Raw genomic sequence first — 20,836 nt, forward strand, 5'->3', positions numbered from 1 at the left:
TATTGTGACGCGAGGATGGCTTTATTCAGTGAGCTGAGGAGATGTACAGCAATGGCAGGATTGGATAAACGCGTCACCAGTTATCAGCAGGCGCTGGCCGGATTGCAAGATGGCATGACACTGCTGGCGGGGGGATTTGGCCTGTGCGGTATTCCAGAAAATCTCATCGCCCAGATCCGCCAGCAGGGGATAACGGGACTGACCGTGGTCTCGAACAACTGTGGTGTGGATGGATTTGGCCTCGGCCTGTTGCTGGAAAATCAGCAGATTAAAACCATGATCGCCTCTTACGTCGGTGAAAACGCGCTGTTTGAACAGCAGATGCTCAGTGGTGAGCTGGAGGTGATTCTCACGCCGCAGGGCACGCTGGCAGAAAAAGTGCGCGCAGGCGGCGCCGGGATACCGGCATTTTACACCGCCACCGGCTACGGCACGCCCGTGGCGGAAGGCAAAGAAGTCAGAGAGTTCGATGGACGACATTACATCCTTGAGCAGGCAATTCGCGGAGATTTCGCCATCGTGAAAGGCTGGAAAGCGGATTGGTATGGCAATGTCATCTATCGTCACACCGCGCAGAATTTCAACCCACTGATGGCGATGGCCGCTCGCGTCACCGTGGTTGAAGTTGAAGAGATTGTGGCGCCGGGTGAGCTGGAACCGGCCGCGATCCATACGCCGGGCATTTATGTTGATCGCCTGATTCAGGGCAGCTTCGAAAAACGCATCGAGAAACGCACCCTGAGTGAAGGAGGTGCACATGCTCACGCGTGAACAAATGGCGCAGCGCGTGGCTCAGGAGCTGCGTGATGGCGATTACGTCAATCTTGGTATTGGGATGCCGACGCTGGTTGCCAACTACGTACCTGAGGGGATGGACGTGATGATGCAGTCGGAAAACGGTTTATTGGGCATGGGGGCGTTTCCCACTGAAGCTGAACTGGATGCCGACATGATCAACGCGGGCAAACAAACCGTGACCGCACGCAAAGGTGCGGCAATCTTCGATTCTGCACAGTCCTTCGCCATGATTCGTGGGGGGCATGTTGATCTGACGGTGCTGGGTGCGCTGGAAGTGGACGTCAACGGCAATATCGCGTCGTGGATGATCCCCGGAAAAATGGTCAAGGGCATGGGCGGTGCAATGGATCTGGTGGCGGGTGCGGAAAACATCATCGTGATGATGACGCACGCTTCTAAGCATGGCGAATCAAAGCTGCTGTCCGAATGCATCTTGCCGCTCACCGGCGTCGGTTGCATTCGAAAAGTCATTACTGAACTGGGCTGGCTGGAAATTGAAGAGGGCGCTTTTGTGCTGCGTGAGTATGCGCCGGGCGTCTCGATCGATGAAATCCGTGCAAAGACGGCCGGGCAATTACGCATCGCTGATGATGTTCGTGAAATGCGTTTATCCCAGGAGGCACTATGAACGAATGTGTGATTGTCGCAGCCACCCGTACGCCAATCGGCCGTTTTCATGGTGCTCTCTCGTCTCTTACCGCGGCGTCGCTGGGCCAGCAGGTGATCGCAGCCCTGCTGAAACAGACCGCGCTCGATCCCGCGCTGATCGATGAGGTGATGATGGGACAGGTGCTCACAGCCGGATGCGGGCAAAACCCCGCGCGCCAGGCGGCCATAGCGGCGGGTGTGCCTTATAGCGTCCCTGCCAGCACGCTGAACATGGTGTGTGGCTCGGGATTAAAAGCGGTGATTCTGGCGGCGCAGGCGATTCAAAGCGGTGCCGCTGACATCATTATCGCAGGCGGTCAGGAGAGCATGAGCCAGTCGCCTTATTTACTGCCGGACGCGCGTGGCGGCTGCCGTCTGGGGCACAGTCAGCTGATGGACAGCGTGATCCACGATGGTCTGTGGGATGCGTTCAACGATTATCACATGGGGATCACCGCCGAGAATCTGGCCGAAGAATATGGCATCAGCCGTGCCGATCAGGATGCCTTTGCCTTGCAATCCCAGCAGAAAGCGGTGGCGGCACAACAACAAGGCGTTTTTCGTGCCGAAATCACGCCTGTCACGGTGGAACAGGGCAAAGGTGAAACGCGGGTGATCAGTGAAGATGAACAACCGCGCGCGGACAGTTCAATTGAGCGACTGGCGCGCCTGCATCCGGCGTTTAAAAAGGACGGCAGCGTCACCGCTGGCAATGCTTCAAGCCTGAATGATGGTGCAGCCGCCGTGCTGCTGATGTCCGCATCGCGCGCCGCCGCATTGGGGTTGCCGGTGCTGGCGCGATTAAGCGGAAGCGGCATTGCCGGAGTGGATCCGGCAGTGATGGGCATTGGCCCGGTGGCCGCCAGCCGCAAAGCCCTTCAGCAGGCAGCGTGGACGCTGGATCAAGTGGATTTAATCGAAGCGAACGAAGCGTTTGCCGCGCAGGCACTGGCGGTGGGTAAAGCGCTCGACTGGCAGCCGGAGCGTGTCAATGTCAACGGCGGTGCGATTGCGCTGGGGCATCCGATTGGTGCCTCCGGCTGCCGCATTCTGGTGACGCTCATTCATGCCTTGCAGCAGCGTGAGCTGAAGCGCGGTCTGGCAACGCTGTGTGTGGGTGGCGGCATGGGCGTCGCTCTGGCAGTTGAACGCCCGGATTGAGGCGGAACGGTTCCCATTTTTGGCAATGTTTTTACCTTCAACCCGACAAAATAATAAGGAAGCAACATGAGTGTCGTTATTGCCCTCGCTGCGCTTGGGTTGCTGATGTTAGCCGCCTATCGCGGCTATAGCGTAATTTTGTTCGCCCCGATTGCCGCGCTGTTAGCGGTGCTGTTAACCGAGCCGGCTGCGGTCGCACCGGTGTTTAGCGGCCTGTTTATGGAAAAGATGGTGGGCTTTGTGAAGCTCTACTTCCCGGTGTTTCTGCTGGGCGCCATCTTTGGCAAATTGATTGAGCTATCCGGATTCTCACGCTCAATTGTCACGGCGGCGATTACGCTGATGGGGCGCCGCCATGCCATCCCGGTGATTGTGCTGGTGTGCGCACTGCTGACGTACGGCGGCGTATCGCTGTTTGTGGTGGCGTTCGCTGTTTATCCGTTTGCCGCAGAACTGTTTCGTCAGAGCAATATCCCTAAGCGCTTGATTCCGGCAACGGTGGCACTGGGTGCGTTCTCCTTCACCATGGATGCACTGCCCGGCACGCCACAAATCCAGAACATCATACCTGGTAGTTTCTTTGGCACTAACGCCTGGGCTGCGCCATGGTTGGGGTTGATCGGTTCACTCTTCATTATTGTGGTGGGCTTGCTGTGGCTGGATCGGCAACGCCGTAAGGCGCAAGCCAACAACGAGCAGTACGGAACCAACCTGAAGAATGAGCCGGAAACCGCTGAGAATGTGCAACTGCCGCATCCGGCGATTGCCATTCTGCCGCTGATTTTGGTTGGGGTACTCAATCTCTGTTTTACCTGGTGGATTCCTGCCTGGTACGGTGCGCACAGCAGTGTCACGCTTCCGGGTAATCCCACGCCCATTGTGACTGATATCGTCAAAAGTACTGCGATCTGGGCCGTGCAGGCTGCATTGCTGAGCGGCATTCTGGTGGTATTGATTTTCGGCTGGCGCAATATTCGCGGTCGTCTGGCGGAAGGTAGCCGCACCGCGGTGGCGGGGGCATTGCTGGCGGCGATGAATACCGCCTCCGAATACGGTTTTGGTGCGGTGATCGCCGCGTTGCCGGGCTTTGTGGTGTTGTCTGGCGTACTGCAGGCGATTCCCAACCCGCTGCTCAATGAAGCGATCAGCATTACCGTGCTGGCGGGGATCACCGGTTCGGCGTCGGGCGGGATGAGTATTGCGCTGGCGGCAATGGCTGAACACTTCGTGCAGGCGGCACAGGCCACGGGTATTCCGATGGAAGTGTTGCACCGCGTGGCGGCCATGGCCAGCGGCGGGATGGATACGCTGCCACACAATGGTGCCGTCATCACGCTGTTAGCGATCACCGGTCTAAGCCATAAAGAAGCCTATGGTGGCATCTTCGCCATCACCATTATCAAAAGTCTGGCAGTGCTGTTTGTGATTGGGGTGTTTTACCTCACCGGCATTGTCTGAAGGAGGATAAATCGATGCAATTAGCAGGAAAAGTGGCACTGGTGACCGGATCAACCAGCGGAATTGGATTAGGTATTGCTGAGCAACTGGCACTGGCCGGCGCCACGGTGATACTCAACGGCTTTGGCGAAGTGGAACACGCGAAAGCGCTTATCGCTGCCACCGGGGCAAAGGTCGATTATCACGCAGCAGATATGTCCGATCCGCAGCAAATCGCCGCGATGATAGCGTGGGTGGAAGCGCAGTATGGTGCGGTGGACATTCTGGTGAACAACGCCGGTATTCAGTACACCGCGCCGGTGGAGTCATTTCCGGTTGAGAAATGGGATGCGATTATTGCTATCAATCTCTCCTCGGTATTCCACACCAGTCGCGCCGTCTTGCCAGGCATGCAGGCACGTCACTGGGGGCGCATCATCAATATCGCCTCCGTGCATGGCCTGGTGGCGTCGAAAGAGAAAGCGGCCTATGTTGCTGCGAAGCATGGTGTGGTGGGGCTGACAAAAGTGATCGCGCTGGAGAACGCACAATCACCGATCACCTGCAACGCCATCTGCCCGGGCTGGGTGTTAACGCCGCTGGTGCAGCAGCAGATCGACAAACGCATTGCGGCTGGCGAAGATGCCGAAACCGCGCGCCTGGCGTTATTGTCAGAGAAGCAACCTGCTCAGGCGTTTGTCACGCCAGAACAGTTGGGGGCGTTAGTGCTGTTTCTTTGCAGTGAAGGCGGTGCGCAGGTGCGCGGTGCAGCCTGGAATATGGATGGCGGCTGGCTGGCGCAGTGATGCGTCATGGCTTGATCCACGCGGCAATACACTCTTTCATCACGCGCAGGCGCTCATCCAGCGCCGCTTTGGCACTAAGATCCTGTTGGTAAATAATCGACAGCGTGGACTGATTAATCAGATAGAAAAAGCCCAGCGCGGAGATATTGATGTTGAGTTGCATCACATCGATATCCTCGCGCACATTTCCTTCGGTGCGTCCCCGCTGCAGCAATTGCTGGGTGATACTGCTCCAGCTCTGATTGATCTGCACAGTGATGTCAGAATCTTTGAGATGCCGCGCTTTTAGCTGATTTTCGCTGTTGAGCAGGCGAATGAACTCGGGGTTTTTCAGGTAATAATGCCAGGTGAATTCCACCAGTTGTAAAATAGCGTGGTCGGCGGGGAGATGATCGAGTTTTAACGCCGCTTCCTGCTCGCGAATGTCACGATAGGCTTCTTCCAGCACGCGGGTAAACAGAATGTCTTTGTTGGTGAAGTAGTAGTAAATCAGTTGCTTATTGGCATGGGCGCGTTCGGCGATGCTATCGACGCGCGCACCGTCGAATCCTTTCTCAGCGAACTCTGCGCGCGCGGCCATCAGTATCCGCACCTGCTTATCCGTGACATCCTCAATGTTACTCGCAACACGATCAACCAAAGCAGAATCCCCACATATCATTGTTTTACTGAGCATTATAGTGCCTCTTTTTGCGCATAAAACAAGAGCAAAAGATTTTCAACTAACTAGTTGGTTATGTGAATTCGATCAAAGTCAGGTCTCTTTCTGCCCACTATAGTGACGTCATCAACCAGTTAGTTGATTGATTATGAATCAGCGAACGGTGAAGCGTTGAAATAGATGTTGAGCGTGTTACTTCCATCACAAACGACTTTGAGGTGAATACATGGCGCAGATTCCAGTGGGCATCATCATGCACGGCGTGACCGGGCGTATGGGTAAAAATCAACATCTCATTCGCTCAATAGTGCAGATCCGGCAGCAGGGCGGCGTGGAGCTGGCCAATGGCGACCGATTGATGCCCGATCCGATTCTGATTGGTCGCAACGCGGAAAAAATGGCTGCGCTGGCGCGAGAGTTTGGTATCGAACGCTGGGGAACCAATATTGATGAAGCACTGAATAATCCGCATGACATCATCTTTTTTGATGCAGCGACCACGCAAGCACGTCCGGCGTTGCTAAAGAAAGCCATCAGCAAGGGGAAACACGTCTATTCGGAAAAGCCGGTAGCGATGGGGCTGGAAGATGCGCTGGATTTATACCATTTCGCACAAGAAAAAGGCGTGTGTCACGGCGTGGTACAGGACAAGTTGTGGCTGCCGGGTCTGCAAAAGCTGCGTTTGCTGAATGAATCCGGCTTCTTTGGTCGCGTGTTATCGGTGCGCGGTGAATTTGGCTACTGGGTATTTGAAGGCGATCGCCAACCGGCCCAGCGTCCTTCCTGGAACTACCGCAGTGAGGATGGCGGCGGCATTATCCTCGACATGATTTGCCACTGGCGCTACGTCATCGACAACCTGTTCGGTGAAATCAAAAGCCTGAGCTGTATCGGTGCCACTCACATTCCACAACGCTGGGATGAACAGCAGAAACCTTATGACGCCACGGCGGACGACGCGGTTTATGCCACCTTTGAACTGCACAACGGCGCGATTGTACAGATCAACAGCTCCTGGTGCGTGCGCGTGCGCCGTGATGACCTGGTGACATTCCAGGTGGATGGCGTAAACGGTTCCGCCGTAGCGGGTCTTAGCGATTGCTTCACGCAGGCTAGCGTTAATACGCCGAAGCCGGTGTGGAATCCGGATATCCGTCAGACACATAACTTCTTTGATGACTGGGCCAGCGTGCCGGATACCCAGACCTATGACAATGCATTCAAAGTGCAGTGGGAGCTGTTTTTACGCCACGTCTGGGGCGAAGGGGAATACCGCTGGGATCTGCTGGAAGGGGCGAAGGGTTTGCAACTGGTCGATCTGGCTCTGAAAAGCTGGAAAGAGCGTCGCTGGGTTGATGTGCCATCACTGGAACGCTAAGGAGCCGAACATGAATCGACCTCATTCCGGGCAACTTTCACTCAACACGGCGACCGTGCGCCAGCAGTGGGATTTGCGGCAAATCATTGAAGGTTGTGCGCGCCATGAGATTCGCGGCATCTCGCCGTGGCGCGATCAGGTGGCAAACATCGGTTTAGCTGAAGCGGCACGGCTGATTCGTCACCACGATCTGCGGGTGAGTGGCTACTGCCGTGGCGGGATGTTTCCCGGCGTTGATCAGCAAGCACGCCAGGCGACCCTGGCCGACAACCAGCGAGCGGTGGATGAAGCGCTGGAATTAGGTGCGGAGTGCCTGGTGCTGGTGGTCGGCGGTTTGCCGCCAGGTTCGAAAGATCTGCCGGGCGCGCGCCAGCAAGTGCGTGATGGACTCAGCGCTCTGCTGGAGTACGCCCGCGCAGGTGGTATGCCGTTGGCGATTGAACCGCTGCATCCGATGTACGCGGCGGATCGCGCCTGCATCAACACGCTGAAACAGGCTAACGATCTCTGTGACGAGCTGGGCGATGACGGATTGGGGATTGCCGTCGATGTCTATCACACCTGGTGGGATGCTGAGTTTTATCAGGAAATCGCGCGCGCGGGTCTGAAACGGCTGCTGGCGTTTCATATCTGCGACTGGCTCACGCCTACGCGGGATCTGCTGGAAGATCGCGGCATGATGGGCGATGGCGTTATCGATATTCGCGCCATGCGGGAAGCGGTAGAAGCTCAGGGTTACTGTGGATGGCATGAAGTCGAAATTTTCTCCCGCCTGAACTGGTGGACTCAGGATCCTGATGAAGTGCTAAAGACCTGCAAGGCTCGCCATCTGGCGCACGGTTAACCGTATCTGACAGAGCTGAAAAGCTGTTTTCGTCGGTCACAGACATTGTCGAGGAAAAGATGAATACAGATACCCGCAAAATGATTCTGGTCACCGTGCTGTGCGGCCTTGGCTACATGATGTACTCGGTGGATCGCATGACGGTGTCATCAGCCATTGGGCTGATCGCCGGAGAGTTCGGTCTTGGTAAAGCGGAGAGTGGCATTCTGCTCTCCTCCTTCTTCTTTGGCTTCATCGTCTTTTTGTTCATTTCCGGCATTATCGCCGACAAGTTGAGCGGTAAACCGGTGCTGATTCTCGGCCTGATGATGTTTTCACTGGCGACACTGTTAACCGGTGTCGCCGGCAGCATGACCAGTCTGATTTTTTACCGCGTGATGACGGGCATCGGTGAGGGCATCTTCTGGCCTGCGGCCTCGCTCGAAGTGGCCAACGTGACCAGCGAAAAACAGCGCACCACGGTGATGTCGCTCTATTGGATGGGCTATCCGATTGGCGGATTCCTTGGCACCTGGATGGGCGCCATGCTCGGTCCGATCTTTGGCTGGCGTGTGGTGTTTTACGTGGCGGGTGCCATGGGCATGCTGGTGGCGTTGTTGTATCTGGTGTTGGTGAAAAATGACCGAAAACCCGCCGAGCTGATAGCGCGCCAGACAGCGGAGAAAGTACCCTTAAAAACCTTGTTCCGCCATGCGCCCGTGTTGCTGATGGCCGCATTCTATTTCGTGCTGCTGGCAGGCTGGTGGATTGTCCTGTTATGGGCACCCAGTTATTTGATGCAGGTGAAGAATCTGTCGATGGGTACCGCTGGCACCATCGCCAGCTTGCTCGGCATTAACGGGGCACTGGGCGGCTTTGTGCTGGGGCGCTACTGTGATAAAGGCGATTTCAAACGCCGTCGCACCATTCTGATGGCCATTACCTTTATTAGCGGGCTGGTGATGGCAGCGATGGCAATCAATCTCTCCGTCCCCCTGGTGATTGTGCTGGTGCTGATCCTCGGATTACTTGGCTATCCGATTACCCCCATTGTTCTCTCGCTCACCGCCGAACTGGTGCCGCCTTCGCTGCGCGGTTCGGCCATCGGCTTTGTAATGAATATGGGGATGGCAGCGGGCGGTATCTCGCCGATCGTCGCGGGTTATTACGCACAACACTACAGCTTACAGCCGGTCTGGCTGGTCGCCGCCTGCGTCATCATCTGCAGCAGCGTGGTGCTATTGGGTGTGCGTCGGCTCCCTATCGGAAGCCACAACAGTTCGCAGAATGTGATGCCGTCCGGGCATCTGGCAAAACACTGAGAGAAGGAACAGAACCATGTCTGTGAGCAATAAAGTGCGTTTACTGGATCGCAACGGTCAGCCTTACAGTTACACCCTGCAGGGTGAGCGCCACTGGAGCGTGCCAGCAAAACCGGTATTTAACCGTGACGTCTATGCGGCTGCGCATGTGGTTGCCGACCCGCCGCGGATGCAAAATCCGCAGAGTGATATGGCGATTGACTGGGATAGCACGTTGGAATATCGCCATCATCTGATGTCACTCGGATTAGGCATTGCCGAAGCTATGGACACCGCCCAACGCGGCATGGGGCTGGACTGGCCAACCGCGCTGGAGCTGATCAAACGCAGCGTGGAGCAAGCGAAGGCTTACCCTGGTGCACGGGTGGCCAGCGGCGCGGGCACCGATCATCTGACCGATTTTTCCCAGCTGACCTTGCAGGATGTGATTGCCGCGTATGAACAGCAAATCGCGGCGATTGAGGGGTGTGGTGGACGTATTATCTTAATGGCCAGTCGTGCGCTCGCCGCGATTGCCAAAGGGCCAGATGATTACATCAAGGTGTACAGCACCCTTTTACGTCAGGTGCGTGAGCCGGTTATTTTGCACTGGCTGGGGGATATGTTCGATCCAGCGCTACGCGGCTACTGGGGCGGCGCGACAATTCACAGCGCGATGGAGGTCTGTCTGGCGGTGATTCGCGAGAATGAGGCCAAAGTGGAGGGGATAAAAATCTCTCTGCTGGATAAAGATCGAGAAATTGAGATGCGCCGCCAGCTGCCGGCAACCGTCAAAATGTATACCGGCGATGATTTCAATTATCCCGAATTGATCGCCGGGGATGAGCAGGGCTTCTCGCATGCGCTACTGGGCATTCTCGACGGCATTGCACCGGCCGCCACCAGCGCGCTGCATGCATTAGCACAGGGCGATCGTGCCACCTTTGAACGGATACTGGCTCCGACAGTGCCGCTGGCGCGCCATTTGTTCTCGGCGCCCACTCAGTATTACAAGGCGGGCATCGTGTTCCTCGCGTGGTTGAATGGCCATCAGAAACATTTCACCTTACTGGGTGGTATGCAGAGTGCGCGCAGTCTGGCGCACTACTCTGAAGCATTCAGGCTGGCTGACGAGGCGGGTTTGCTCAATAACGCGGATGTGGCTGCGGAGCGCATGTGGCTGCTGGCAAAAATGCACGGTATTTAGCCTATCGGCCTAATGTGATGAGATGCTATTTAAGCTGTCCGAATTTCTGACGGAAAAAGAAGATTCACACGGTTAGAGCGAAAAAAAGCCCGCCATTGGCGGGCTTGATAGCAGCGGCTATCGAATAATCTCGTAGGTGACGCGCGTGTATGTACTGCAACCACGATTGTGGCAGTTCATTATTGCAGGAATATTTTGTTACTGAACATACTGTTTCCTGATGGTTGTGTGGCAGTGGGCTTTAAGCGCCGACTCATACGTACTGAATATTGAGCGCACCCTGTGCCGATGTCGTGATCTGCGCCTGAACCCGCCACGTTGTGTGTATGCGTTCGGGTGTGAGTACCACATTAGGCTTACCCGTCGAAACCACACGACCCTGATCGAGCACCACAAGGTGTTGGCAATATTTTGCCGCCAGATTCAGGTCGTGAAGTGCAATCACCACCGTCACTGGCAGCGAAGAGATAAGACGCATCAATTCAAGCTGGAATTGGATGTCCAGGTGATTGACGGGCTCATCCAGCAGTAAAACATCCGGTTTTTGCGCCAGTGCGCGGGCGATTTGGCAACGCTGGCGCTCACCACCGGATAATCGTTGCCAGCCGCGGTCGACCAAATTTTCCAGTTGCATTAACGCCACCGCCTCGTGAACGGCGCTGGCATCTTCTGCCGTCCAGAACTGGAATGCGCCACGATGAGGTGTGCGCCCGAGACGAATAATGTCAATCACCGTGAGTTCATCATCGGCCTCGGCGTGTTGTGGGACAAAGGCCAGTTTACGCGCCAGTTGATTGCGCGAAAGTTGGTTCAGCCTCAGTTCGCCGAGGGTTATCTTCGCGCCCGAATCAGGCATTAGCCCAGCCAGTGCACGCAGCAGCGTAGATTTTCCTGAACCGTTCGGGCCAAGCAAACCTACGGTTGCAGACTGAGCCGCGTTGAAGGAGACCGCAGTGAGGATACGACGCGCCTGAAGTTGGACGCTGAGGTCACTGACCGATATCGTCATCGTTTAGTTGCCCTTTCGTTGATAGAGAAGGAAGGCAAAAGCAGGGGCGCCCACCAATGCCGTCACCACGCCAATGGGTAAAACCTGATGTGCGATCAACGTTCTCGACATCAAGTCAGCGAGGATCATGAAATGGCAGCCCGACAGGAATGTCACGGGAAGGGTGATCAGGTGTCGCTGTCCAACCAGCATGCGGGTCACGTGCGGAATGACCAATCCGACAAACCCCACCGCCCCAATCGAGCTGACAATGACCGCCGTGATTAATGCCGTGATCAACAGCAACACAATCCTTACTTTCACGACCTGCGTGCCCAGCGTTACGGAGACATCGACGCCAAATGAAAAGGTGTCAAGTGTGCGTGCATAGCACATGATCACCCCAAACCCGCTGACGATGACGATGGCGCAGAGAATGGCATCTGGCCAGCGTACGCCACTTAAACTGCCTAACAGCCAAAACATCACACCACGCGATTGCTCCGCATTGGCTGATGTGCTGACGATGTAAGATGTGAGCGCATTGAACAGCTGTGTTCCGGCAATACCGGCCAAAATGATGCGTCCGGTGTTTTCTCCCATCCCTCGTGAGAGCAAGATAATCAAGCCAAACGCCAGGCAAGCGCCGGCAAAGGCACCGCTGCCAACCGTCAACACGCCGCTGCCAATACCCAGCAGCATCACCATCACGGCACCGGTGGAAGCACCCGCAGAGATACCCAACAGGTAGGGTTCCGCCAGCGGGTTTCTTAACAACGATTGCAACACCAGGCCGCAAAGGGCTAAGCCACCTCCGCTGCAGGCCGCCATGAAGGCCCGGCTCATGCGATATTGCCAGACAATACCGGCCTCAACGGCAGGGACATCATAATGCGTCATCCCCAATCCATTGGTGATCGCCTGAAAGGTAGCGATCAATGAGATGGGCATATCGCCAATGCTCGATGAGAAGATCATCATCACTGGCAGGCTGACCAGGCCCGCCAGGACAATAAAGCCGATGTTAATGTGGGAAGTGCGTCTCATACTATTTGAAAGCGGCCATCTGCTGACCGATCAGCTCAACCGCATCGATATTGCGCAGGGACGGATTGAGTGACATAGCAGGCACGACCACGATGTGACCCTGCTTAACCGCGTTCATTTCTCGTGTAACGGGATCGCTTTTGAGAAAGGCTTGCTTTACCGCGACGTCATCTGCTGGATACAGCCTTCTCTCCATGCTGGCAATGACGATGATATCGGGCTGAGATTGTGTGATATGTTCCCAACTTACGGCGGGCCATTCGTCGGAGGAATCAATAATGTTTTGCAGGCCGAGTGTCTGAGTGATCCAGCCCGGGGCACCCTGGCTGCCTGCGATCCACGGATCGCCTTTAAGGCGTGTGCTTGAGAACCAATACACCACCTTAAGTGGCTTGCGGGCGTGTAAAACCGCCTGTTGTTGCGCCTGAACGACGCGTGCAGACAACGTCTTCTTTAATTCCTCACCACGTTGAGCCACGTCGAACAGGTTGGCCAGCGCGGTGATTTCATCATAGATCACGTCAATGGAATAAGGCGTAGCGCGTGCACCGTCAGCGTTTGAGGAAGCCGTTACCGCTTTGCCCTGACAATCAGCAGGTGAAATCCAGGTTCTGATGCCAAGTTGTTCGAATTGTTCGCGGGTTGCGACTTCACCCTGAGGCCCAACATGCCAGCTATATTGCGCCAATACCAGGTCAGGTTTTTGCGCGACAACCGCTTCAAATCCCGGCGAGTTATCTGCAAGGCGCTTAAGACCACTGCCTGTCTGCGCTAAATCTGGCGGTAAAGGGCTGAACCAGACGGCGGTTCCAGCGATTTTGCTTCCCAGGCCAAGTGCCAGAAGGAGTTCGGTTTCATGTTGCCCAATGGTCACTACGTGTGCAGGCGGTTGTGAAAAGGTTTCCGTTTTACCGCAGTTTTCAATGCTGAGGGGATAGGTGGAAGCCAGTGCGGTGGAAGTGCTTAATACCATGATGAGTGCCAAAAGGCGGTTTGAAAAAGTGCGCATGAATTACCGATTACGTAGTGTTATGTTATAACGTAACATAATGGCAAGTCTGATGTATTCATGTCAATTGATTCTGATACCCATTGTTAGTGTTAAGGCTGTTGAAGCGAAGTCCGTGGCCCGGACTTCACTATGATCTTAACCCGGACCATCACTCCCTGCTGCCAGCAGAGGTACAACCACATCGCTGATCGGGGTCGCGATGCCTTGAGCTTTGCCGCGTCGTTGTACCACGCCATTGCGGATGTCCCACTCAAGCGGGCGATCAGCCTGACGATCGGCCAGAATCGAGGTGCCCAAATCTGCCGGGGCACGATGAAAGCCAGCCATGATGTCCTGCGGCACGTTGTCGCTCAGGTTGGCCCCTTCAGCACGCGCAACCGCCAGACATTCCCGTAGATAGGCCAAACCCAGCGTGGTGATATCTTCGCGCTGAAACATCCCTGCACGGCGATTGGCCAACACCATCAAACCCGCGACGGCGTTTTGCAACAGTTTGCGCCAGGCGATGGTGAGGAAATCTGCCTCCAGTTCGACCGCACAGCGCGAGTCTTGCAGCGCTTGCACAATACGCTGTGCTGGCGCGACGTCGGGCACAGTCAGGCGTGGTTTCGCGCGTAACCACACCGATGCATCAGGCTCGCGCTGAGCCGGGAACCACACCACAGAAGGCAGTACCGTTGCGCCATTGACTAACGGTGACAACTGTTCAACTTGCTCCACGCCATTTTGCAGCGCGCACACCACCGTATTCTCATCGCATAATACCGCCAGCCAGGAGGCAATTTCCGCCACCTGCGTGGTTTTGACCGCCACAAACACCAAATCAAAGGGCCTGGCGATTGCTTCAGGATTGCTCAGTACCGGGCCAGGCACCACAACCTCACCGTCTTCGTGGCGCAACAGCAATTGTGTATGTGCCGTACGTCCGCACAGTGTTGGCGTGCGATGCATTTCATGCAGCGCGGCAGCCACAGTGGTGCCGATGGCGCCGGGTCCGACAAGGGCGATGGTTGGAAACTCAGACATGCAGCAATTCTCCTGTTTAGCCAGTGCTGCCTCAGGGTCAGCGAAAACTCACTATTACAGCCTGGCATTGTGACCGAATGATGAGCGAACTTTCGGCCAGATAAAAAATGACGCTGTGGAATAACCGATTCATGTTTGGCTACAAGGGACAACTTACAGCAAGGCGATCTGCTGCTGTTGCAGCATGTGCTGCATCTCCGCGTCAGGTTCACCGTCAACAATCAGTGTACTCGCCAGTGACAGATCGCCAATGGCGAACGCCGATGCTGAGTTGAGTTTCTCTTTAGAGACCATCACCACCGTTTCCGCCGCACGCGCTGCCAGGGCACGCTTTACACCCGCTTCTTCATAGTTACCGGTGGTTAACCCTGCTGTTTTGTGCACACCAGTGACACCCATAAAAAACAGGTCTGCATTGATGCGTGCAATGGCTTCGATCACCGCAGATCCCACGGCGACCACCGAGTGACGGTACAGTTGGCCGCCAATCAGAATCACCTCAACCAAAGGAAAATCAACCAGTGCGACGGCAATACTTGGACTGTGGGTCACCACGGTAAAGGCCAGTTCTTTGGGCAGCAGTTGCACCATTTCTGCTGTGGTCGTACCGCCATCGATGATCACCACCTGACCCGGTTGAATCAGTTGCACCGCTTTTTGCGCGATCAGGCGCTTAGAACTGATTTGCACATTTTTGCGTGTTTCGAAAGGGGCAATAGCAGCAGAAACCGGCAGTGCACCTCCGTGCACGCGTTGCAGTAATCCCTCGCTGGCTAACTCCCTTAAGTCGCGGCGAATCGAATCCTCAGAGACGTTAAAACGCTGGCTTAGTTCGCTGGACATCACTTGCTGCTCATCGGCAAGAATCGTCAATATCTGCTGTTTACGTTGACTGGAAAGCATAATTTTCTCGTTCGTGTTTTTGCTTGTATGTGCACGATTATGCATGATAACGTCTGTTTTGTCAGCCATCGGGAGACCAAACATGCAGCATAAAGTGCGCAATATTCGTGAGCAGTTGTTATCCGACAACTGGTACACCTTAAAAAAATACACCTTCGATTTACAGCGTGCCGACGGCAGTTGGCAACAGCAAAGCCGTGAAGCCTACGATCGTGGCAATGGCGCGGTGATCCTACTTTATAACCGCCATAAACAGACAGTCGTCCTGACACGGCAGTTTCGCTTTCCCATCTTTATCCATGGGCATGATGGCTTTTTGATCGAGGCCGCAGCCGGTTTGCTGGATAACGCCTCGCCGGAAACGCGCATCATTGCCGAGGCAGAAGAAGAGACAGGTTACACTGTCACAAATATTGAGAAGGTGATGGAGGCTTATATGAGCCCGGGTTCGGTGACGGAGAAGTTGTTTTTCTTTATCGCGGAATATCACGATGGCGACCGAAAGCATGCTGGCGGCGGCCTTGAGGAAGAGGGGGAAGATATCGAAGTGCTGGAGTGGCCTTTCGCACGCGCCATGGAGGCGATCCGAAACGGTGAAATCGAAGATGCCAAAACCATCATGTTGCTGCAACACCTGGCATTAAACATTCAATTTGAGGAGAAAGTGCAATGATGATTCTGATCGCAGGTCCGGTACGCAGTGGTACTCACGGTGACCAGCAACTGATCGAGCAAAACATGCAGAAACTCGATCGCATGGCATTGCAGGTTTATCAAAAAGGCCATACCCCGGTAATAGGTGAATGGCTGGCGTTACCGCTCGCCACTGCAGCGGGTTCACAGCAGATCGGGGATGAGATCAGTGAAGCCTTCCTTTATCCCGTTGCGCATCGCCTTATTCAGAGCTGTGATGCCATTTTACGCATGCCTGGCGCTTCAACGGGAGCGGACCAGGATGTGCAAGTCGGCAAGGCTTTGGGGTTGAGTATCTTCAGCAATATTAACGAGATTCCAGCGGTACAGGCATAAGCAGGAAACTTATCGGCTGGCACTGCTGTCTGTAACTCATCGGTGTACCTACTTTGGGTGATGAGCGATGACCTCGGTTCTGTTGATAGAAGATGACCTCCGGCTGGCGGAAATGATTCTGCCGTATCTGGCGCAGTATGAATTCAAAGTTGAACACAGTGCCAGCTCTCAGGACGCGCAGTTAAAAATGAAACAGCACCCTTTTGATGTGGTGCTGTTAGACCTGATGCTGGGTGATGCTGACGGACTGGCGCTTTGCCGCGACATTCGCGGCCAGTATCTGCATGAACCCGCCATCATCATGGTGACAGGGCGAGGCGATCCCGCAGACAGAATTATCGGCCTGGAAGTCGGTGCAGATGATTACCTACCAAAACCTTTTGAGCCCCGTGAATTACTGGCGCGCATGCGTGCAGTGCTGCGACGTATCAAGCCGGGCAGCGGAGTGCGTGAAACAGGGTTGATTCGTTCTGGCTCGCTGGAGATTGATACTGCAGCACGCACGGTGATGTTAAATCAGAATAGCTGCTCGCTAACCTCATTGCAGTTCGACCTGCTGGTTTCGTTAGCGCGGAATGCTGGCAGGGTTTTGAATCGGGAACTGATTTGGCAATCTGTCCGCGGCGAAAGCTATGAGAGTTTTGACCGTGCGATTGACGTGCACATTGGCCGCATCCGGCAAATGATTGAAGACGATCCCCGTGCGCCAAAACGGATTATCACCGTACGCGGTGTCGGCTACGTATTTTCGGCGTTGCCTGGTGCATGAAGCGTCTCAGTGATTTACCCATCCATTTGCAGATCTTTTCTGCCTTCAGCTGTGCGCTGTTGCTGGTGGTGGCATGCACCATTGCACTTTGGTTGTGGAGTGATGATAACAACCGTCATCTTGATGCCTTCGCGACCTTTTCTGAGTTAGTTGAGAAAAATTTACCCCCTGCAACCGCTTCTCCTGCGGCGCAATCTGCCGCCATTGACCAGTGGATTGCACGCGCGCATACCCGCTTTGCACTTTTCGCCGCCGATGGCACACCATTGAGCCGCCCGCTGACGCCTCCTCTGGCGTTTCCCAAACGTGTCGACCATGGCGGATTGTTTGACGACTGGTACGGCATGCGATTTGTCTGGCAACTTAAAGATAAACGCGTGTTGGTCATTCAATTCAGTAGCGACCGACAGAAACGGCCGTGGGTGTTTATCCTGATGTTGATGATGCTCGCGGCCAGCGTTGCACTGATCTCTTTCCCCGTAATCCGGCGTTTAACGGCGCGGCTGGAATCACTTCAGCGCAGTGTTGAATTGTTGGGGAAAGGGGATCTTTGGACACGCATGCCTGTCGCAGGACGAGACGAAGTCGCGCAGTTAGCGGAGAGCTTTAACCGTTCAGCCACCCAGATCGAACAACTGGTGCAATCGCAGAAAACCATGTTGGCCAATGCTTCGCACGAACTCCGCTCGCCTTTAATGCGAATTCAGATGGCAGCAGCGCTGTTAGAGCAAAATGATTCAGCGCCAGGACGTGAATTACAACGCAGCGTGGCGGAATTGGATGCACTGGTAGAAGAAATTATGACGTTAAGTCGCCTGGAGTTATCCCCCAATGTGATCAACGGTGAGCTTAAACGTGTCGATGTGACCGCCATTGCTGCTGAAGAGTGCGCGCGTGTTCAGGTTGAATTGACCGCCGTACATATCGTTGCCGAAGTCGACGCGCGCTTGCTGCGCCGTCTCCTGCGCAATTTGATCGAGAACGCGCTGCATTATGCCGGACGTGATATTCGGGTCGAACTCAATGACGACGGCGAGGGTCACTTTATCCTACAAGTGAAGGACCGTGGGCCAGGTATTCCCGAAGCCGATCATGCGCAGGTGTTTGAGCCGTTCTTCCGGCTAAGCCGAAAGGGCAACGGCTCCGGGCTGGGCCTCGCCTTAGTCCGCTCCATCGCCGTATACCATGTGGGCAGTATTACGCTGAGGAATCGTGCCGGGGGCGGAGCCTGCTTTAAAGTGCGAATTCCGCTCGCTGTTACATAACTTTACCAGGGATAAAAACAGGATTTACAAGGGAGTGTTGCAATCAGCGGGCTTAACTTACGCCCTCTTGCAACCAAAGGATGAATTTGATGCGCTTCACTCTGGCTCAACCTGTGACGCTGTTTTGCCTGCTCTCTTTAACGTCGATGTCCGCTTTAGCCGCAGACGATAGCCCTGAGTTTTCTGGCTACATAGGAGGCGGTGTTGGCGAGAAACCAAATTACTCGGGTGCCAAAGACAATAAAACCGAGTTCATCCCCGCGTTCAGACTGGCTTACGGCCCGCTCTTTGTCGGCGGGGTTGATGATCTGGTTGCTCTCGGCTGGGATGTCTTGAAAACCGAACACTGGACATTTGCGCTAGGCGCAGGGACAGACATTTCACCCCGTAAGGAATCCGCTGATGACCATCTGCGCGGGCTGGGTGATATTGATGTTACGCCGCGTGCCTTCACTTCAGCCACTTACGAAAACTCCTGGTTCAAAGGCAGCATCATTGCCTCTCAGGATGTTGGCGGCAACCAACAGGGTTTTAAACTTGCCTCTTATGCCCATCTGCAGTGGCATCCCGTGGATAATCTGCGGCTCTACACTGGCCCGACGTTGAGTTGGGCGGACAGTGATTATTTACAAACTCAATACGGTGTCACGGCAGCGCAGTCCGAGCGCAGCGGTCTGTCACGTTACACTGCGGATGCCGGAATTGAGAAGATTGGCTGGGATGTCGGCATGGATTATGTCGTGACGCCCTCCTGGCTGTTAGGCGCGCGCGTCACTGCACAACGACTGCGGGACGACGCAGCCGATAGTCCGGTCACTCAGCAAGCCAGCCAGTTAACCGGTGTTTTATTTCTGGCATGGCGGTTTTAACAAGAGGGATAGTATCATTGGTCAACAAAAAGTTGATCAATGATATCTGCAATGCTATTTTTCTACAAAATGTAGAATTAATGGTGTCCAGATGTCTTCAATTACAGACGAGCAATATGTTGCCAACATAATGCGCATGCTGGCTGGCGCGGTAAAGGTCATCGGCAGTGTGATCCAGCGTAATGCCGAAGTCGTGCTGCACGATCTGCGTCAGCCTGAATATTCGATTGCTGAGATCGTCAATGCAGAAGTGACGGGACGTAAGCGGGGGGATTCGGTATTAGCCGGATTACGCACCGACAGGGCATTTATCAGCGCGATGGAGCGCAAAGATGAAGCCATTTCCTTATTACTGGATTACCCCACCTTTACCCGCGAGGGCAAGCCGCTTCGTAGCAGCACTGCTATTTATCGTGACCGATACGGTGTGCCTTTTGCTGCACTCTGCATTAACGTCGATAACGCAGATATTGAGCAGGCGCTGCGCGTGCTGCAATCCATGACTGCGATGTGTCAACCCGAGGTGCAGGCCTCAGAAGTCGAACCGGCAGCGGAAAGCCCGGACACCATCGAAGATTTGATGAGCGAAATCATCAACACGACTTCTGCACTCAATCACGGAAACAATCGCAATGACATCAAACGGGCCAATCTGCTCGCGGTGAAGCATATGCAGGAGAAGGGACTGTTTCTGATGAAAGGTGGAGTGGAGAAAGCCGCAGCGGCGCTCGGCGTCACGCGTTACACCATCTACAACTATCTGGATGAAATCAAAAATGAAAACAGCTGAGTCGCTAAGCATTAAAACGCCGTTGCTGGAATCTTTGCCACTCAGCCAACTCAATAAAACCCGCGTGTGGCTGAAGATGGAAGCGATGCAGCCTTCCGGTTCCTTCAAAATCCGCGGTATCGGGTTTGCCTGTCAGCAGCATGCTGCGCGCGGAGTGAAGCGATTTATCTCTTCATCGGGGGGAAACGCCGGTTTGGCGGTGGCCTATGCGAGCCGTCAACTCGGTGTACCTGCAGTGGTTGTGGTCCCGGAGTCGACGTCTCAACATGCGCTACATCTGCTGACACTGGAAGGGGCGGAGGTGATCGTTCACGGTAAAACCTGGGCGGACGCTAATCAACTGGCGCAGTCGTTGGTGGCCGAACAGGACGCATTTATCCATCCTTTTGATCATGCGTTGTTGTGGCAGGGCATAGCGAACCTGATCGATGAAGTTGTAGAAGAAGGTGTGCGACCTGATGCTGTGGTGCTCTCAGTGGGCGGCGGCAGCCTTTTGTCAGGGGTTGATCAAGGGTTAACACGGCAAGGATTACATCATGTGCCGATTTACATCGCAGAAACCACGGGTATGGCGTCTTATCACGCTGCGTTGGCCGCGGGACATCCAATTGCCGTGGAACATCTCAGCGGCATTGCGACGTCATTAGGCGCACGCCAGGTCTGCCAGCGCGCCTTTGATGTCAGTAAAACCCGTGACGTGCTGGCCTCGCGCGTCAGTGACAGGGAAGCCGTTGATGCCTGCCTGGCATTTCTTAATGACCATCGCACCCTGGTGGAACCGGCATGTGGTGCAGCGCTGGCACTGCTTTACGGACAAAAATTGCCGTTAGCGGGTGTAGAAAACCTGTTGGTTATCGTCTGCGGCGGTTCCACTACGACCTTGAACGTGCTGCAAGCATTTAAGTGATAATTGGAGTT

The 20,836-nt window shown here is 54.9% G+C and carries 22 protein-coding genes; 16 read left to right on the top strand and 6 right to left on the bottom strand.

All coding sequences use genetic code 11. The features are described 5' to 3' along the window. Positions 1-51 precede the first annotated feature (51 nt). The 5 genes from IAE30_RS03030 to IAE30_RS03050 all read left to right on the top strand — a co-directional run bounded on the left by IAE30_RS03030 (position 52) and on the right by IAE30_RS03050 (position 4,850). On the top strand, positions 52-771 hold the full coding sequence (locus IAE30_RS03030) for a CoA transferase subunit A (RefSeq protein ID WP_200678253.1): 720 nt from the start codon (positions 52-54) through the stop codon (positions 769-771). Continuing rightward, on the top strand, positions 758-1,426 hold the full coding sequence (locus tag IAE30_RS03035; RefSeq protein WP_200537541.1) for a CoA transferase subunit B: 669 nt from the start codon (positions 758-760) through the stop codon (positions 1,424-1,426). The genes IAE30_RS03030 and IAE30_RS03035 overlap by 14 nt, the downstream gene beginning before the upstream one ends. After that, entirely contained in the window at positions 1,423-2,607 is a 1,185-nt protein-coding gene (locus tag IAE30_RS03040) for an acetyl-CoA C-acetyltransferase (protein ID WP_200678252.1), read from the top strand. The genes IAE30_RS03035 and IAE30_RS03040 overlap by 4 nt, the downstream gene beginning before the upstream one ends. Before the next feature lie 66 nt (positions 2,608-2,673). Then, positions 2,674-4,065 (top strand): GntP family permease, encoded by a 1,392-nt coding sequence (locus IAE30_RS03045; RefSeq protein ID WP_200678251.1) that lies wholly within the window; start codon positions 2,674-2,676, stop codon positions 4,063-4,065. Between the two features lie 14 nt (positions 4,066-4,079). Further along, positions 4,080-4,850 (top strand): 3-hydroxybutyrate dehydrogenase, encoded by a 771-nt coding sequence (locus IAE30_RS03050; RefSeq protein ID WP_200678250.1) that lies wholly within the window; start codon positions 4,080-4,082, stop codon positions 4,848-4,850. A 4-nt stretch (positions 4,851-4,854) separates the two neighbouring features. Here the strand turns inward: IAE30_RS03050 and IAE30_RS03055 are convergent, their stop codons facing one another. Continuing rightward, positions 4,855-5,490, bottom strand: a complete 636-nt coding sequence (locus tag IAE30_RS03055) for a TetR/AcrR family transcriptional regulator (RefSeq protein ID WP_234472658.1) — start codon at positions 5,488-5,490, stop codon at positions 4,855-4,857. A gap of 247 nt (positions 5,491-5,737) precedes the next feature. Here IAE30_RS03055 and IAE30_RS03060 point away from each other — a divergent pair, with 247 nt between their 5' ends. Genes IAE30_RS03060 through IAE30_RS03075 form a run of 4 tightly spaced genes read left to right on the top strand, consistent with a single transcriptional unit; the run spans position 5,738 to position 10,220 of the window. Next, positions 5,738-6,889: a Gfo/Idh/MocA family protein gene (locus tag IAE30_RS03060; RefSeq protein ID WP_200678249.1), complete on the top strand. Its 1,152-nt coding sequence runs from the start codon at positions 5,738-5,740 to the stop codon at positions 6,887-6,889. Between the two features lie 10 nt (positions 6,890-6,899). Further along, entirely contained in the window at positions 6,900-7,733 is an 834-nt protein-coding gene (locus tag IAE30_RS03065) for a sugar phosphate isomerase/epimerase (protein ID WP_200678248.1), read from the top strand. Between the two features lie 59 nt (positions 7,734-7,792). Next, positions 7,793-9,034, top strand: coding sequence for an MFS transporter (locus IAE30_RS03070; RefSeq protein WP_200678247.1), 1,242 nt, complete (start codon positions 7,793-7,795; stop codon positions 9,032-9,034). A gap of 16 nt (positions 9,035-9,050) precedes the next feature. Next, positions 9,051-10,220, top strand: a complete 1,170-nt coding sequence (locus tag IAE30_RS03075; protein ID WP_200678246.1) for a dihydrodipicolinate synthase family protein — start codon at positions 9,051-9,053, stop codon at positions 10,218-10,220. A gap of 253 nt (positions 10,221-10,473) precedes the next feature. On the opposite strand, the gene IAE30_RS03080 is transcribed toward IAE30_RS03075, so the two are convergent. The 5 genes from IAE30_RS03080 to IAE30_RS03100 all read right to left on the bottom strand — a co-directional run bounded on the left by IAE30_RS03080 (position 10,474) and on the right by IAE30_RS03100 (position 15,196). Beyond that, the gene (locus IAE30_RS03080) at positions 10,474-11,229 is read right to left on the bottom strand and encodes an ABC transporter ATP-binding protein (RefSeq protein ID WP_200678244.1); all 756 of its coding nucleotides are present in this window, start codon (positions 11,227-11,229) and stop codon (positions 10,474-10,476) included. Positions 11,230-11,232: 3 nt separating this feature from the next. After that, the gene (locus IAE30_RS03085; RefSeq protein WP_200678242.1) at positions 11,233-12,255 is read right to left on the bottom strand and encodes an iron ABC transporter permease; all 1,023 of its coding nucleotides are present in this window, start codon (positions 12,253-12,255) and stop codon (positions 11,233-11,235) included. Between the two features lies 1 nt (position 12,256). Beyond that, positions 12,257-13,228: an ABC transporter substrate-binding protein gene (locus tag IAE30_RS03090; protein ID WP_234472657.1), complete on the bottom strand. Its 972-nt coding sequence runs from the start codon at positions 13,226-13,228 to the stop codon at positions 12,257-12,259. 174 nt (positions 13,229-13,402) lie between these two features. Continuing rightward, positions 13,403-14,293 carry an oxidoreductase gene (locus IAE30_RS03095; RefSeq protein WP_200678238.1) on the bottom strand — a complete coding sequence of 297 codons (891 nt, stop codon included), beginning with the start codon at positions 14,291-14,293 and terminating at the stop codon, positions 13,403-13,405. 153 nt (positions 14,294-14,446) lie between these two features. Beyond that, a complete protein-coding gene (locus tag IAE30_RS03100; RefSeq protein ID WP_045814648.1) occupies positions 14,447-15,196 on the bottom strand; it encodes a DeoR/GlpR family DNA-binding transcription regulator in 750 nt (249 codons plus the stop codon). 82 nt (positions 15,197-15,278) lie between these two features. On the opposite strand from IAE30_RS03100, the gene IAE30_RS03105 reads away from it, so the two are divergent. The 7 genes from IAE30_RS03105 to IAE30_RS03135 all read left to right on the top strand — a co-directional run bounded on the left by IAE30_RS03105 (position 15,279) and on the right by IAE30_RS03135 (position 20,825). Then, positions 15,279-15,869, top strand: coding sequence for an NUDIX domain-containing protein (locus IAE30_RS03105; RefSeq protein WP_045814577.1), 591 nt, complete (start codon positions 15,279-15,281; stop codon positions 15,867-15,869). Then, positions 15,866-16,225 carry an NUDIX hydrolase gene (locus IAE30_RS03110; protein ID WP_200537555.1) on the top strand — a complete coding sequence of 120 codons (360 nt, stop codon included), beginning with the start codon at positions 15,866-15,868 and terminating at the stop codon, positions 16,223-16,225. The genes IAE30_RS03105 and IAE30_RS03110 overlap by 4 nt, the downstream gene beginning before the upstream one ends. Positions 16,226-16,292: 67 nt before the next feature. Beyond that, on the top strand, positions 16,293-16,994 hold the full coding sequence (locus tag IAE30_RS03115) for a response regulator (RefSeq protein WP_200678237.1): 702 nt from the start codon (positions 16,293-16,295) through the stop codon (positions 16,992-16,994). Then, positions 16,991-18,259 carry a HAMP domain-containing sensor histidine kinase gene (locus tag IAE30_RS03120; protein WP_200678235.1) on the top strand — a complete coding sequence of 423 codons (1,269 nt, stop codon included), beginning with the start codon at positions 16,991-16,993 and terminating at the stop codon, positions 18,257-18,259. The genes IAE30_RS03115 and IAE30_RS03120 overlap by 4 nt, the downstream gene beginning before the upstream one ends. An 89-nt stretch (positions 18,260-18,348) precedes the next feature. Further along, positions 18,349-19,128, top strand: coding sequence for a MipA/OmpV family protein (locus IAE30_RS03125; RefSeq protein ID WP_200678233.1), 780 nt, complete (start codon positions 18,349-18,351; stop codon positions 19,126-19,128). 91 nt (positions 19,129-19,219) lie between these two features. Then, the gene (locus IAE30_RS03130; protein WP_200678230.1) at positions 19,220-19,918 is read left to right on the top strand and encodes a transcriptional regulator; all 699 of its coding nucleotides are present in this window, start codon (positions 19,220-19,222) and stop codon (positions 19,916-19,918) included. After that, on the top strand, positions 19,905-20,825 hold the full coding sequence (locus IAE30_RS03135; protein ID WP_200537560.1) for a pyridoxal-phosphate dependent enzyme: 921 nt from the start codon (positions 19,905-19,907) through the stop codon (positions 20,823-20,825). Before IAE30_RS03130 ends, IAE30_RS03135 begins: the two co-directional genes overlap by 14 nt. Positions 20,826-20,836 lie beyond the last annotated feature (11 nt).

Origin of the sequence: Pantoea sp. S61 (genome assembly GCF_016625145.1) — a bacterium.
GTDB classification, from domain to species: Bacteria; Pseudomonadota; Gammaproteobacteria; order Enterobacterales; family Enterobacteriaceae; genus Pantoea; species Pantoea rwandensis_B.